General features: G+C 47.6%; 13 protein-coding genes and 1 pseudogene. 3 read left to right on the top strand and 11 right to left on the bottom strand.

The features are described 5' to 3' along the window. Window positions 1-864 (bottom strand): annotated as a pseudogene (locus tag QD47_RS18110) (protein prkA); the annotation flags it as partial. Between the two features lie 283 nt (window positions 865-1,147). On the opposite strand from QD47_RS18110, the gene QD47_RS18105 reads away from it, so the two are divergent. Next, a complete protein-coding gene (locus tag QD47_RS18105) occupies window positions 1,148-1,978 on the top strand; it encodes a DUF2161 domain-containing phosphodiesterase (RefSeq protein ID WP_044647444.1) in 831 nt (276 codons plus the stop codon). A gap of 116 nt (window positions 1,979-2,094) precedes the next feature. Here QD47_RS18105 and QD47_RS18100 read toward each other — a convergent pair whose 3' ends face one another. Together QD47_RS18100 and QD47_RS18095 are read right to left on the bottom strand one after the other, a co-directional pair. Further along, on the bottom strand, window positions 2,095-3,348 hold the full coding sequence (locus tag QD47_RS18100; protein ID WP_044647443.1) for an aminotransferase-like domain-containing protein: 1,254 nt from the start codon (window positions 3,346-3,348) through the stop codon (window positions 2,095-2,097). A 51-nt stretch (window positions 3,349-3,399) separates the two neighbouring features. Next, window positions 3,400-4,056 (bottom strand): response regulator transcription factor, encoded by a 657-nt coding sequence (locus QD47_RS18095; RefSeq protein ID WP_044647442.1) that lies wholly within the window; start codon window positions 4,054-4,056, stop codon window positions 3,400-3,402. 284 nt (window positions 4,057-4,340) lie between these two features. Here QD47_RS18095 and QD47_RS18090 point away from each other — a divergent pair, with 284 nt between their 5' ends. Continuing rightward, window positions 4,341-4,748, top strand: coding sequence for a hypothetical protein (locus QD47_RS18090; protein WP_044647467.1), 408 nt, complete (start codon window positions 4,341-4,343; stop codon window positions 4,746-4,748). After that, the gene (locus QD47_RS18085) at window positions 4,745-5,812 is read left to right on the top strand and encodes a phosphodiester glycosidase family protein (RefSeq protein WP_044647441.1); all 1,068 of its coding nucleotides are present in this window, start codon (window positions 4,745-4,747) and stop codon (window positions 5,810-5,812) included. The genes QD47_RS18090 and QD47_RS18085 overlap by 4 nt, the downstream gene beginning before the upstream one ends. Window positions 5,813-5,910: 98 nt before the next feature. Here the strand turns inward: QD47_RS18085 and QD47_RS18080 are convergent, their stop codons facing one another. From QD47_RS18080 to QD47_RS18045, 8 genes are all read right to left on the bottom strand, one after another. Beyond that, on the bottom strand, window positions 5,911-6,156 hold the full coding sequence (locus tag QD47_RS18080; RefSeq protein WP_014280616.1) for an AbrB/MazE/SpoVT family DNA-binding domain-containing protein: 246 nt from the start codon (window positions 6,154-6,156) through the stop codon (window positions 5,911-5,913). A 372-nt stretch (window positions 6,157-6,528) separates the two neighbouring features. Next, complete coding sequence (gene trmL / locus QD47_RS18075) at window positions 6,529-6,993, bottom strand: tRNA (uridine(34)/cytosine(34)/5-carboxymethylaminomethyluridine(34)-2'-O)-methyltransferase TrmL (protein ID WP_044647440.1); 465 nt, start codon at window positions 6,991-6,993, stop codon at window positions 6,529-6,531. Between the two features lie 202 nt (window positions 6,994-7,195). Then, entirely contained in the window at window positions 7,196-8,287 is a 1,092-nt protein-coding gene (serC, locus tag QD47_RS18070) for a 3-phosphoserine/phosphohydroxythreonine transaminase (RefSeq protein WP_082067221.1), read from the bottom strand. A 321-nt stretch (window positions 8,288-8,608) separates the two neighbouring features. Beyond that, window positions 8,609-10,033, bottom strand: a complete 1,425-nt coding sequence (glnA, locus tag QD47_RS18065) for a type I glutamate--ammonia ligase (RefSeq protein ID WP_044647439.1) — start codon at window positions 10,031-10,033, stop codon at window positions 8,609-8,611. A gap of 271 nt (window positions 10,034-10,304) precedes the next feature. Beyond that, window positions 10,305-11,342: a 3-deoxy-7-phosphoheptulonate synthase gene (gene aroF, locus QD47_RS18060; RefSeq protein ID WP_025682268.1), complete on the bottom strand. Its 1,038-nt coding sequence runs from the start codon at window positions 11,340-11,342 to the stop codon at window positions 10,305-10,307. Between the two features lie 268 nt (window positions 11,343-11,610). Further along, a complete protein-coding gene (locus tag QD47_RS18055; protein WP_044647438.1) occupies window positions 11,611-12,567 on the bottom strand; it encodes a 4-hydroxy-3-methylbut-2-enyl diphosphate reductase in 957 nt (318 codons plus the stop codon). A 110-nt stretch (window positions 12,568-12,677) separates the two neighbouring features. After that, entirely contained in the window at window positions 12,678-14,156 is a 1,479-nt protein-coding gene (locus tag QD47_RS18050; RefSeq protein ID WP_044647437.1) for a sensor histidine kinase, read from the bottom strand. Window positions 14,157-14,158: 2 nt separating this feature from the next. Continuing rightward, entirely contained in the window at window positions 14,159-14,848 is a 690-nt protein-coding gene (locus tag QD47_RS18045; protein ID WP_044647436.1) for a response regulator transcription factor, read from the bottom strand. Window positions 14,849-14,943 lie beyond the last annotated feature (95 nt).

The following is a 14,943-nucleotide window of genomic DNA, read 5'->3' as shown; positions in this document are numbered from 1 at the left end:
TTCATCTGCACTAATTAACGCAAAACGTCCCGCTTTAAAATTACCCTCCTGGGTCAGAGACAGCAAATTCCATAAAAACTTCTCATCGCACTTCAGCATCTCCTGAAACTCCATTAGTCCACGGTTGGCTTTGTTCAGTTCTCCGTCAAAACGATACGCGCGTGGATCGGATTCCGACCCATACTCCGTAATCGTAGAAAAGTCGATGCTGCCCGTCAAATCGGCAATATCCTGTGACTTCGGATCCGAAGGACTGAACGTACCGATGCCGATCCGATTTTCTTCCGATATAAACACCCGCTCCACGCGGACCTTTTCAATATCTCCATCAAATTCTGTACGCAATCTCATCTGGCAGGCTGGGCACAGATTGCCTTCAATCCGCACCCCCAGCTCCTTCTCAAAATCCGGACGCAGCTCATGAGGAATGAGATGAAGCGGATCTTCGTGCATGGGGCAGCCTTCAATGGCGTACACCGCTCCCTGATCCGTTCTCGAAAATTTCTCCAGACCGCGTTTGAGCAAGGTGACCAGCGTGGATTTACCTCCACTGACGGGTCCCATCAAAAGTAGAATACGCTTGCGCACATCGAGTCGCCGTGCTGAGGAATGGAAGTATTCCTCCACCAGCTTTTCCAGCGCACGGTCCAGCCCAAAAATCTCCTGCTCGAAAAATTTATATCGCTTATGTCCCCCAACCTCTTCTACACCAAAAGATTCAATCATCTTGTAAACCCGTGCATGAGCGGTCATCGCCGGCGTCGGGTCTTTCTTGAGTATCTCGATATACTCTCTAAAAGTGCCGCTCCAGGCCAGACGGTTGTTTTCCGCCCGGTACTCCGCAACGCGTTCAAAAATATTCATGCTCGGTTCCTCCTATGACTGCGTAATGACTATCCTCCACTCCGGATGGTTAATGGCTACACTCGTCCACGCCTTTCAGGATATGATGCAATCCTCTTAAAAAAAGTGTAATACATACCTATGCAGATTGATTTCAGAATTGACCTTTTTTTTGCGACAGGTTCCCTTGCTTTTTCGAAAAACAGAGAGATACACTGTGCTAAAATATACAACAACGACGCGGACCTGACGCATTATGGTACAATATAAACTCGGAATAATGGGATAAAGGAGCGGGAGAAGCATGGCGGTTCGGCATGAGACGGAGCTGTACGCTCCGATCAAAGCCTTTTTTGAGAGCTTGGGATACGAAATCAAGGGAGAAGTGCGTAACTGCGATTTGGTGGGTATAAAGCCAGAACAGCAGGAGCCACTGATTGTGGAGATTAAAAAGACGTTCAATCTGGCGCTTGTGCTGCAAGGCATGCAGCGCCTGAAGCTAAGCAGCAATGTATATGTGGCGGTGGAACGAAACCGTGCGAAAAAAGGGGCTGTCAATCAGCGCTGGAACGAGCTGGTCGGACTGTGCCACCAGTTGGGGCTGGGCTTGCTCACCGTCACCCATTATAAGACCAAGCCGCCGCTCGTAGAGGTACTTTGCAAGCCTGCGAGTACGAACGGTGGTGACCGCAAAACGGCGGCAGCCCGCCCCGGCTCGCGCAAGGAAAGGCTGCTGCGAGAGTTTCACGCACGCAGCGGCGACCACAACACTGGCGGCAGTACCCGGCGCAAGCTGGTCACGGCCTACCGGGAAAAAGCGCTGCGCGTGGCCGCGGCCTTGCAGGGTCTGGGGGAAGCCGCACCGGCGCAGCTCGCCCGTACAGCAGCCGTCAGCGGGGCCGCAGCCGTTCTCCAGCGCAACTACTACGGCTGGTTCGAGCGCGTAGCCCGTGGCCGCTACAAGCTGACCCCGTTTGGCGAGGTTGCCCTGAGCGAATATGCGGCGGTACTGCAAGAGCAAGACGCCGAAACGGCCGCTGGCAAGGCTGTAGAGCCTGATGACGGCGGCGGACAACGGCGGTTTGCGGAAGCACCAGCCGCTTACTCTGCCACTACGAATGCGGAGGATCACTGAGAAGCCTGCCACTCACCACCCTTCCAATACTGGGGATCGCCGAAAAGCCTACCGCTTACTTCTGACGCCACGACTGCCGGAAGTTATGCCACAGCAAGTAGATCGTTCGGCTCCTGCTAGCTTCGCGCAGTGAATTCACTGATCGTCTCACCAATCAAGTTCATGCCCATGAGTAGCTGCTCGCGGCCCGGATGGCTGAAGTTCAGGCGGATATGGGACGCGCCTTCGCTGCCAACCGCGCACAACTCTCCTGGCATAAAGGCTACACCCTTGGGTAAGGCAGCCTTTAGCAGCAGTGCGCTGTCCAGCCCATCGGGCAACCGAACCCACACATACATGCCGCCGGACGGAATATGGTACGTCACATCTTTCCAAAATGGACGCTTGAGCAGCTCCAGAATTAATTGCAGACGTGTCGAGTACTCTTTGTTCAGCATGGCTAAATGCTCGTGCCATTGAAAACGCGAGCTGGTCAGTAACTGGAACAGGAGCCGCTGGTTCATCGTACTGGACTGCATATCGGCCAACTGCTTCAAAGCGTACATACCTTCGATCAACGGGGCGGGGCCTGCCGCCCATCCGGTTCTCAGCGCGGGCGCAACCGTTTTGTTGAATGAACCGATATATAGCACCTGGCCGCCCTGCCCCGCATGATCCAGCGCAAATAGTGAAGGATAGGCTTCTGCAAATTTCCGGCTTTGCCCATGCGGACTCTTGTCGCCGGATTCATTTTTTTGTTTAAAATGAAGTTCTCCATAAGAATCGTCCTCCACGATCAGCACCTGATGGAGCCTGCACAGCTCCAAAATCTCCTGACGTCTTGCCGCGCTCCATAAGGAACCGGTCGGGTTCGTAAACGTAGGTGTAGCAAAAAAAAGCTTGGGATGGTGGTGAACGATTAAAGCTTCAAGCTGATCGGGAAGCACACCTTCTCCATCAGATTCTACGGGAACGATCTGCGCACCTTGCATTGAGAGCACTTGCAGACATCCGGGCGATGTCGGATTTTCGACTAACACAGGGTCGCGTTCATCCACCATCAGCCTTACAATCAGGTCAATGGCCTGCTGACTGCCTGTTGTCAGGAGAATCTGTCCTGGTGGCACTCTAACTCCTTTGCGCTGTTCCCACTCTCCTGCAAGCCACGCCCGCAAAGGAAAATAGCCCTCCGGTTCACCATACTGGAGGGCGTCAGGGCCAGAACCAAATACATCATGAGCCGCTTCTTCCAGCAGCTTCACTGGAAAGAGCTCTTGTGCAGGCAATTCTTCAGCCAAAGATATAAAGGAGTGTCTTCTCGCATTTTCCCGGATATGACGCACTGGAGAAGCCAACATTGCAGCGGTTCGTGAAGCAAAGGAATATTGCATGAACATCCTCCTTCTCCTGAAAAATAGGCTCACGACCTCCGGGTTGGCGCGTCAGGCATACAGCTGCTTTGCTTGACGCGCGTACAAGGCATAACGTTCAATCGCCTGCGCCCGGCTGGACACGCCCAATTTAGCATAAATTTTACGTAGATAATTATCAATGGAGCGCCGACTGACTTCGATCTCAATAGCAATTTTGTCATATGTAATTCCTTGCACAATACGCTCCATAATGAAAATTTCGGTCTGTGTCAATTCGTCGAAAGGTTCAGAAGCCATGAGCGGCATAAAAGGCCAATTTCCACAACGAATCCAATCCATCGGTAACGAAGCAAATCCTTCGCGCAAACCGTTGATCAGATGGATCAACTGGCTTGGTGACGCCTGTTTGGATAGCATTCCATTCGCTCCCAGCGAAATCAGCTGTTGGAACAGCGTAATATTATCCTCATCCGTCATAATAACAATATGGCTGTCTGGAGACAAGGCCCGTATTTGTGTTAGGAACGGTTCTGCTGTTCCCTCAGGCAACCTGTAATCCATTAAAATGATTTCCGGCCGAATGGAGCAAGCCAATTCCAGACCTTCCGTCCCGGAGGAGGACATCCCTCTGACAAGCAAATCCTGCTGGTCTTCCAAAATAAGCTTTGTTCCCAGCATACTTGTAGGATGGATGTCTATGATGACCACCTGCCATACTTTTCTCATATCTAAACCTCCTGATTTCACAAAAAATACATAAAAATACATAGTTAGCGAAAATGAATCTATAATTTGGGGTTGCATATGTAGAAATTGCGCAAATATGAACGTATAAGAAGCGAAAATCGCTTAAGGAAATTGTATCCTAGGACTTCCTTCCGTTGCAATCTCTTTTTCCAAATAATTTTATGCATCTATTTCGCTTTTGCGAAATAAATAGGCCCATGATAGAATTGGAACTGCAAAATAAAGACTGGAAATTTGATTTTACACGGGAGTTGAAAAATCGCATGCAAGCTTCACCTGAACACCCTCCTGCCGAATCCCGGCGGGGCACTTCAAGAAAGGGGATGCCCGTAAAGGCTTTTCTGCTATTTTGGTTCCTGCTTATTATACTAGGTGCTCTCGCAACCTATCTGTACAGCAATCATTTGAAGCAGGAAATGTTGAACGAAATGCAAACCCATACGAACCAGCAGATTCAAGCGCTCAAAACCGACTATGAAAAACAGTTGGCTGCGCTTTCCAAGGAAGTTAACGGATTAGAGGGCAAAGTGCAGTCCTTCAATGAGCTGCTGACCTTTACCAAGGATAATGCAAACAATAAAACCGACAACAGCAATAAGCTTTACACCCAACTGAACGAAGTTAAGCAGCAGCTCAATACACTTCAGAAAAAAATGGACCTGCTGAAATGAATATGGATACAAAACAGGTAAATCGTTTCTTCATGTTGGCCCTTGCTCCTTTTATCGGTTTGTTGGGGTGTGTTTTGTTAATTCATCCCACATTTAGTTTTTCGGGGTCTACCGTCCCGGGTCTGCAAAAAGCCGAGGTCGTTCTACAAACGCAATCAGTAGGCAAGCAGCTCGATGAAGCCAAACAAACGGCAACATACACCTTGTCTACTATTCGCCGAACATCGGAACTGTACAAGCAAACAACCCAAACGATGAACCAGCTTGTCCAAACCGCCTCCACTCAATCCAAGCGTCCCGAAAAAATCTATACTCGACGCATCACCGCCAAGCTCGGGGTTCCCTATGAGCGGGTAGACAGTAACCGGATTACTATTGAATTGTTTAAGGTGAACCCAGGGATTTATCATGGCTATGCCATGAAGGTCAAGCTTAAAGATCCTGCCGCTATGAAAATGTCTCTGGGGAGCGACAAACTGGGCGGCTCCGAAACGACCATGCGTGCTGTCCTGAGACACGGAGCTGTCGCTGGTATTAATGCAGGCGGCTTTGCGGATGGAGACGGCAAACGCTATCCATTAAGCACTACCGTCATGAACGGCCATTACCTGACCGGCTTTCAGTCCAGTTTTAAGGATTTGTCCTTCGTCGGATTGAGCAACACCGGCAAGCTCATCGGCGGCAAATTTTACAGTCAGGGTGCTCTGGACAGCCTAAAGCCTGCCTTTGGAGCTACCTTCGTTCCCGTACTACTGCAAAGCGGCCAAAAGATGCCTATTCCGGATAAATGGAAGGTATCGCCCAAACGAGCGCCACGTACAGCCATCGGCAACTATAAAGATGATCAACTGCTCATTATTGTCATAGACGGCTACAATGAAAGCGGGGGTTCAGGTGCAACACTGGAAGAACTACAGGGAAAAATGTACAATCTCGGCGTTCAGAATGCTTATAATCTGGACGGGGGAGGCTCCTCCTCACTCATCCTGAACGATCGGGTCGTGAACAAGCCGTCGGATGGCAATCTGCGTCCAGTCCCTACTCATTTTTTGTTCTATAAATAGGAGCTTATCGTTTACAAGCATGTAAACTATGCTTGCTCCCATATACTCTATAAGAAAAAAAGCATCACGAACAAATGTCGTGATGCTTTTGCCCCATTTTAGGAGTACTGTGTCATTTCAGTCAAGCATTGAGCACAAATATAACGATCTTTAAAATTGTTCACTTGCTCAACTGATCCGCAAAATACACATTTCGGACGATAACGCTCCAAAATAATATGGTCACCCTGAACCAAAATTTCGACAGGATCTCCCTCATTCATTTGATATCTTTTGCGCAGTGATTTGGGCAACACTATTCTCCCCAGTTGATCAACTTTACGCACCACACCGGCAGGTTTCATCGTGATCGTACACCTCTCCTATTTCATTATGAATTGCAATTTTTTCCCTGCGAAAAACTAGGTACAAAGACACTATTCTTTATGTAGTATTCGCTGTCTTTTTGTCGAATCCTGCTGATCACAGGAAATTTTATTACATTTTTTCATAAAATCATGAACCATATCAAAGTATGACACAGAATGTCTGTAATATTTTTATCGACCGAAATGTCCATTATCATTAGCTTTCTCTGAGGATTTTACAAATTACTGATTATAACCTTATTTTCAAGCCCTACGTCGGGTTTGTCTGAACAACAGAGGCGCGAGGCTTGATTAGCAACTAAGGTCCTGGTTCTTTGTTCGCACTTATACCCACTCACTTGATATTATTCACGATATACCTGGAAACTCCATTTGTCGCAACGCTTCATATACGATAATTGCAGCGGAATTCGACAAATTTAGCGATCTTACTTTATCTGACATAGGCATCTTGATGCATGTATCCGGGTTGGCAGCCAGAAGCTCGGGAGGCAGCCCCTTCGTTTCTTTGCCAAATACCAGAAAGTCTCCATCCTGAAATGCAATATCACTATAACGCTGATTTGCTTTCGTGGTGGCATAAAAAAAGCGACCTTCCTGATACTTCTCCTGAACCTCAGCAAAAGATTCATGGTATTCAATGTGGACCGCATACCAGTAATCAAGTCCAGCACGTTTTAACGTGGCATCGTCGGTACGGAAGCCCAGCGGCTTTACCAGATGCAGATGTGTTCCTGTAGCAGCACACGTTCTAGCAATATTCCCTGTATTAGCCGGAATTTCCGGCTCAACAAGCACAATATGTAATGGCATCACGTTTCGTTCCCTTCATTTTTGAACTGAAAAAATGTACACATTCTATTATTTTAACAAAATCGGTGGAATATGAACATCAAACCAAAAAAATAATCGCTCTACACCACTAAAAGCCTTCCCCTATACACGTTCAGGGAAGGCTTTACTTTGTTTTTTTCGATTTCCAACATTCGTGTATCGAAATATATGTCCGTTACAATCAGCTATGACGCTGCTTAAAGCTATCCATAAACTCGGCCAACGCTTGACAGTTCTCCAGTGGAACAGCATTGTAGATCGAAGCGCGGAGCCCTCCTACACTACGATGTCCCTTCAGACCGATGAAACCGGCCTGCTCAGACTCCTTAATAAATTGCTTTTCCAAGTCCTCATTTGCGAGGCGGAAGGTCACATTCATAATGGATCGGTCAGCGACGTCTACACAACCACGGTAGAAGCCTTCACTGCTGTCAATACGGTCGTAGAGCAAAGCAGCTTTCTGCTGGTTGATGCGTTCAATACCTTCCAGGCCGCCTTCTTCCTGAATCCATTTCAGTACCTCATTCACCATGTATATAGCAAAGGATGGAGGTGTATTGTAGAGAGAATTATTCTTTTCATAAGTGCTGTAACGCAGCATCGTAGGAACGTTGTCCGGTGAAGATGTCAACAGTTCTTCACGGGCGATCACGACTGTTACGCCGGAAGGTCCCAGATTTTTTTGTGCTCCAGCATAGATCAGTCCGAATTGAGTAGCATCAAACGGCTTGCAAAAAATATCACTGGACATGTCCACAATCAACGGCACAGAACCGGTATCCGGAAATTGCTTGAACTGTGTGCCTTCAATCGTCTCGTTGGACGTAATATGCACATAAGCAGTATTGTCAGGCAAGTCCAAAGAATCCACATTCGGAAGACGCATATACTTTTCATCAGCAGAGGATGCAACAATGTGGGCCTTGCCCAACAGCTTGGCTTCCTTATAAGCCTTGTCTGACCAGCTTCCTGTCATGATATAGCTTCCTGTCTGCCCTTCGCTCAAGAAATTTAAGGGCAGCATAGCAAATTGCGTACTGGCGCCTCCTTGCAGAAATAACACCTTGTAGCCTTCTGGATTGCCTAGCAGAGATAACAGACGTTCCTGCGCTTCATTATGAACAGATTCATACACAGCTCCACGGTGAGACATTTCCATAATGGACATACCTGTTCCCTGAAAATCTACGAATTCAGCTTGTACACGTTCCAGCACTTTGAGCGGCAATGCCGCTGGTCCTGCATTAAAATTATAGGCTCTCTTACTCAACAAATTCCCATCCCTTCTCTACTCTGGTGCGGATATTATCGCTATGATAGCAGTAATCATAAGAGCGTTCAAGACTTGTTAAAAAAAGTTACCGATTTCATTTACGATGTGACAAAGATGTGAATGTAAGTATATTTAACATCTTAACTTAGTGGTATTTAATTTAATATTAAAAGGTCCCCGGCTTAAAAACCGGAGACCTATCTTGAATACTAACCGTTACCCATAGGCAAATGGTTAGTATTCAAGGCAGCTATGCTGCTTGTTTTATTAGCTAATGATTGTTGTTCAAGAGCAACCATGCAGCTCATTTATTAACTGATATTAGCAGTCGAAATACAGGCTGTATTCGTGCGGATGAACACGGATGTTAACCGATTTAGCTTCAGAACGTTTGAGCTCTACATAGTTATCAATAAAGTCCTTCGTAAATACGTCGCCTTCTGTCAAGAACTCGTAGTCAGCTTCCAGAGCGTCCAAAGCCTCATCCAACGAAGCAGGAACACTGCGGATTTTACCAATTTCAGCGTCAGACAGCTCATAGATGTTCGTATCAAGTGGACCATATCCCAATTCGATCGGGTTCAGTTTGCGCTTGATGCCATCCAGACCCGCCATCAGCATTGCAGAGAAGGCCAGGTAAGGGTTAGCTGTGGAGTCTGGCGTACGGAACTCGATCCGACAGCCTTTAGGCGTAACAGCCGCTACTGGAATACGGACAGCCGCAGAACGGTTACCTTTGGAGAATACCAGGTTAACTGGAGCTTCATAGCCTGGAACGAGACGCTTGAACGAGTTCGTACTTGGGTTCGTCAAAGCGATCAGCGCTGGTGCATGGTACAGGATACCGCCGATGTAATGAAGGGCCAGTTCGCTCAGGTTAGCGTAAGCACCTTTTTCGTAGAACAAAGGAGTGTCTCCATCGAAAATGGATTGGTGAACGTGCATACCGCTTCCGTTGTCTCCAAAGAGTGGTTTTGGCATAAATGTTGCCACTTTACCGTATTGACGAGCTGTGTTGTGTACAATGTATTTATAAACAAGCAGATTATCAGCTGTTTTCTTGAGTGTATCAAAACGGAAGTTAATTTCCGCCTGGCCTGCCGTAGCAACCTCATGGTGATGGCGCTCAATTCTCAGACCTGCTTCTTCAAGCAAACGGCACATTTCACTACGGATGTCTTGTTGGGTGTCTACTGGCGCTACAGGCACATATCCGCCCTTCACTCCCACTTTAAAGCCCAGATTGCCGCCCTCTTCCTTGCGATTCGTATTCCAAGCTGCTTCTTCGGAATCTACGAAGAAGGAGGAGCTGTTCATACTGCTTCCATAGCGCACTTCGTCAAAAATGAAAAATTCGGATTCAGGTGCAAAGTTAACTTTCGTACCTACACCAGCAGTTTTCAGGAATTCTTCTGCTTTTCTTGCAATGCCGCGAGGATCGCGGTCGTATTTTTCGCCGTCTGGCGTAGCAATGTCACACAGAATATTCAGTGTAGGATGCTGAGTGAAAGGGTCGATAAAAACCGCTTCCGCATCGGGCAGCATAACCATGTCGGATTCCTCGATGCCACGATAGCCGGGAATGGAAGAACCGTCGAAAGCAACACCGTTAACAAATGTTTCTTCATCTACTTCGGAAGCTGGCAACGAAATATGGTGAGCACGGCCGGACAAATCTACAAAGCGAAAATCTACCCACTCAATATTATTTTCCTGAATTGTTTTTAATACATTTTCAACGGACATGTCTTCTTCCTCCCAATTTTCCGAACATTAAGTCTTATACAACCCTGAAATGTTCATGATCGAATGTTTTTTTCTGTCGTCATTATAAATCTCAAACATGACACGGGTCAATAGCTATGTAAGGTATTTTTTAAACTAATGTTAGCTATGCTTACGCTCTTGATAACATTTGAATAGCACAAAAAGCCCGAAACACCGGGCTTTTGGGGCGATTTTAATCAAATTACTGCGTTGCGGCAAAACTTTTATGCATTAATGTTAAGTATTGGTTTTAAGAAATGGTACTGGGCGTATGAAATGTTTTTCCTACAGCTGGAGCCAGTAATTCCAAATCTTTCAGCAAATCTGAAAATTGATCTGGGAACAGGGATTGTACACCATCGCCCGTCATCGAATTGTCGGGATCTGTGTGCATTTCAATAATCAGTCCATCTGCTCCGGCAGCTACCGAAGCCTTCGTCATAGGAACAACCAGCTCACGACGCCCTGTGCCATGGCTCGGGTCCGAAATAACCGGCAAATGGCTCAGTTGTTGCAGAACAGGAATAGCTGACAAGTCGAGCGTATTTCTGGTGTAAGTTTCAAATGTACGGATTCCGCGTTCACACAGCATAACATTCGGGTTACCGCCCGCCAAAATATACTCGGCAGCATTCAGGAACTCATCGTAAGTCGAACTGAAACCACGTTTGAGCAGCACTGGTTTGCCGCAGGTTCCCAGCTTGCGCAACAGATCAAAATTTTGCATGTTACGTGTACCTACTTGCAAAATATCCGCATATTCCGCACAGATATCCACGTATTCGGGTGTCATAACCTCTGTGATGGTCAGCAGGTCATGCTTCTTGCCCGCCTCGGCCATCATGATCAAACCTTCTACACCCGTTCCTTGGAAGCTGTAAGGACCCGTACGCGGCTTAAAAGCACCTCCACGGAGAACTTGTGCGCCCGCAGCTTTAACCAATGCAGCAATTTCGTCAATCTGCGCAGCAGACTCAACGGCACATGGTCCACCCATAATAACAAGCTCGCCTCCGCCGATATTCACACCTTTGATAGAGATGACGGTATTTTCGGGATGAAAATCACGGCTCGCCAATTTGTAAGACTTCGATATTTTGACTACATTCTCTACGCCCTTCATTTGGCGCAGGTGTTCAGCCAACTTGGGCTCTACACTTCCGATCAGCCCGATAATCGTACGATCCGATCCATGGGAAACGTGAGCCTGCAAACCTTCTTTTTCAATAACTGCAACAATAGCCTGGATATGTTCTTCAGGTGTTTGGACACCAGCGATAACGATCATATTTTTCTTCCTCTCTATTAAACATATTTAATGGACCATTTACAGATGATATTATATCACTTAAACGCTTGTTCGCTTTTAAGCTTTTATTCGTTAAAGTAAATATACCTGTTTTGCCTGTACTCGTCAAGACTTAATTATCCTAAATACTGGCCTGCAATTTCGATCCTCGTGATGCCGATTTAGTCCGGGTGGGTCTATCGTCCAATTCAAAAAAAACTGCTATCCGGAAGTCCCTTCCCGAATAGCAGCCATGATCTGTTATAAATTATTTAGTCGTTTTTGACTTTTCACGCACAGGGGGCAGCAGCTTCTTCATATCAATCGTCCGCTGAATCTCCCATGTATCCGGGTTAGCCGGATCATATTGCTCCAGGTACAAAATAACCTCTTTCGTAATCAACGTAGGCGTAGAAGCTCCAGAGGTCACTGCTACCTTGTGAACGCCCTCCAGCCATTCCCGCTTCAGCTCTGTTACATCGGAAATACGGTAAGCTGTTGTACCCGCAATTTCCTCAGACACCTGAGCCAATCGGTTTGAATTGTTGCTGCGCGGATCGCCAACGACAATCACCAGATCCGCCTGTCCGGCCTGCTCCGCTACCGCTTCCTGACGCACTTGAGTGGCCAGACAGATTTCATTGTGTATTTCGGCACCCGGGAACTTCTCCAGCAGCTTTTTCATAATGTGCTTGATGTCCCACTGACTCATAGTCGTCTGATTCGTGATCAGGATTTTGCCCGCAGACAATGTAAGGCTGTCGATCTCCTCTTCCTTCTCGATCAGATGAACATGGTCGGGAGCAATGCCGATAGCTCCCTCCGGCTCGGGATGATTCTTTTTGCCGATATAAATAATCTGATATCCCTCGGCAGACTTCTCCCGAATCAGATCATGGGTCTTCGTGACGTCCGGGCAAGTTGCATCAACCGTAGTCAGCCCCTTATCGCGAGCCAGCTTGCGAACCTCAGGGGATACACCATGGGCAGTGAAAATAACGGTACCACTCTCCACCTGGCTTAAAATCTCCATGCGGTTAGGGCCGTCCAGTGTAATAATTCCCTCATCCTCGAAGGAATTTGTGACATGACTGTTATGCACAATCATGCCTAGTATATAAATAGGCCGAGGTAAGTCCAAGTTTCTGGCCGCCTGACGAGCCAATACCATGGCATCGACTACGCCGTAGCAGTAACCCCGGGGCGAAATTCTGAGCACTTCCAAAAATAGCACCCGCTTTCTTCGACACAGTAGACAGCTCCAAAAACTGGGTAGCTGCGGCATCCAAGCCTTTACTGGCCAATTCTATGATGTAGTTGCCTTCCTATTATAGCCTATTCCAAAGGCGCGGAAAAGCTGACCGGAAGCCAGATGATAAATGTCGTCCCTTCCCCTTGGCGTGTAACCACTTCCACGGACCCTTGATGCTCATCTATAATCCACTTGGCAATGGACAAACCCAAGCCAATTCCCTCCGTCACCCCGCGCGACTCATCCGCCCGATAAAAGCGGTCAAAAATAAAGGGTACCTCACTCTTGTCCATCCCGATGCCTGTATCACTAATCCGCAGACCTACCTGTCCCTGATAGACGATAGCATCAAACCGGACCGTACCTTCAGGTGTATATTTGAACGCATTATCTATGAAAATGAACAGCATTTGTTGCAAATAATCCTTACTGCCATCCATATAAACGCCATTCAGTATCGAAAAGTCACCCACATTCCATTCGGACGTCCGCTCCAAAAATTGAGCACGCCGAGCAACCTCACTTACGAGTGGCTCCAGCGCCACCGGGACCTTCTCGAATGTTTTCCCTGTATCTGCTCTGGCGAGCGATAGCATATCGCCAACCAGACGGCTCATCCGTTTTCCTTCATCCGCCATATCACTCAGGGCCTCCATAGAGAGTTCACGAATCATCGCTTCATCCATATTGGGACGGTCTCCCGGCTCAGTAGTCCACATTTTGAGCAGAAAATCAACGTTGCCTCGGATTGTCGTAAGCGGCGTACGCAGTTCATGGGAAGCATCGGCTACAAAGCGGCGCTGGGCTCCATAAGCATCCTCCAGCTCCTTATAAAAAACCTCCGTACGCCCCAGCATCTTGTTAACCGTCGCGATCAGTTGCCCAATTTCATCTGGCGGTCCATCATATTCAATGCGGACACTCAAATCATTACTGGACTGAATCTGATTAGCCCCTTCGATCACCTTGACCAGCGGCTTCATGGACTTGCGGGCTAAAAAGAGGCCTGAGGTCGCAGCGGCGAGCAATGCAAATAACGAACCGTATACAAGCACACTTTGCAGCCTGTTCATAAGCCGATCCTGAGAGCCTGTAAATTGCCCCACCTGTAACAGTCCAACCACTAATCCCAGTTCCTCAGATTTGATCGGTTGCTGATAAATCATAAAGGAATCCCCATCCACACTTACACGTCGAATTCCCTCATTTTGAACCGCTCCTGCCGCTGTGGATGGAACCGGAAAGGTAATATCGAGATTTTTCATATTTTGCGTCGTCTTGGTGACACCGGATGTATAATTATAAATTTGTACATATAGCTGTGATTCATCAATTCCACGCCCCTGCACCAAGCCCAAATCCAGATTGGGGACCTCAAACAGTCCTCCTTTGACGGTAAGCAGTAACTGCTTGTTAATACGTGGCGTCTGGTTCATAAGCTGACTTTTCACTTCATTATATGTGTAATAATATACCAGTCCGTAAATAGCCAGTCCAAACATAACAAGTACTATAGCCAAGATGCTGGAATACCAAGCTGTCAGTCGCCAACGAATAGACATATTTACACATCACCTCTTAAAATATAACCCGCTCCCCGAATCGTACGAATGAGCCGTTTGCCGCCATCCTGCTCCGTTTTTTGTCGGAGCATGGCAATATACACTTCCAGTACGTTCGACTCTCCGCTGTAGTCATAGCCCCAAATTTTGTCCATAATCAGATCACGAGACAGAACGCGCTTCGGGTTTTGCATAAACAGGTGGAGCAGTTCAAATTCCTTTGCCGTCAGCTCCAGCCGCTTGCCGCCGCGAACCACTTCACGAGATTCGTTATCCAGCTGTAAATCTTCGAAGGTCAGTCGATGTCCGTTATGATCCTGCTGCTCGGTTTTACGACGCAGAAGCGCCCGCACACGAGCCAGTAGCTCCTCCAGAGCAAACGGCTTGACGAGATAGTCGTCTGCACCCAGATCCAATCCCTTGACTCGGTTCTCCACCTCGTCCTTGGCTGTAAGCATCAGAACGGGCACCGTACTTCCTCCCTCCCGCATGCGACGGCATACCTCGAAACCATCCAGTTGCGGCATCATCACATCCAGCACGACAACATCAGGCTCAGCTGTAAGCATTTTATTCAATCCCTCTGCGCCGTTGGCAGCCGTCATCACTTCATAGCCCTCGAAGGCCAGCCCTCTGCGCAGCATGGACACAATTTTTTCATCGTCATCAATAATCAGAATGGTAGAACGCATACACCATCGAGCTCCTTTATTATCTTCTTTTCACTCTATTGTAGCAGGAGTAGACGCGTGTAGCATCTTGCCGCCGCATACAGCAAGAAACGGAA

The organism is Paenibacillus terrae (assembly GCF_000943545.1).
Taxonomy (GTDB): domain Bacteria; phylum Bacillota; class Bacilli; order Paenibacillales; family Paenibacillaceae; genus Paenibacillus; species Paenibacillus terrae_A.
This window is presented reverse-complemented; position numbering and strand designations above follow the sequence as displayed.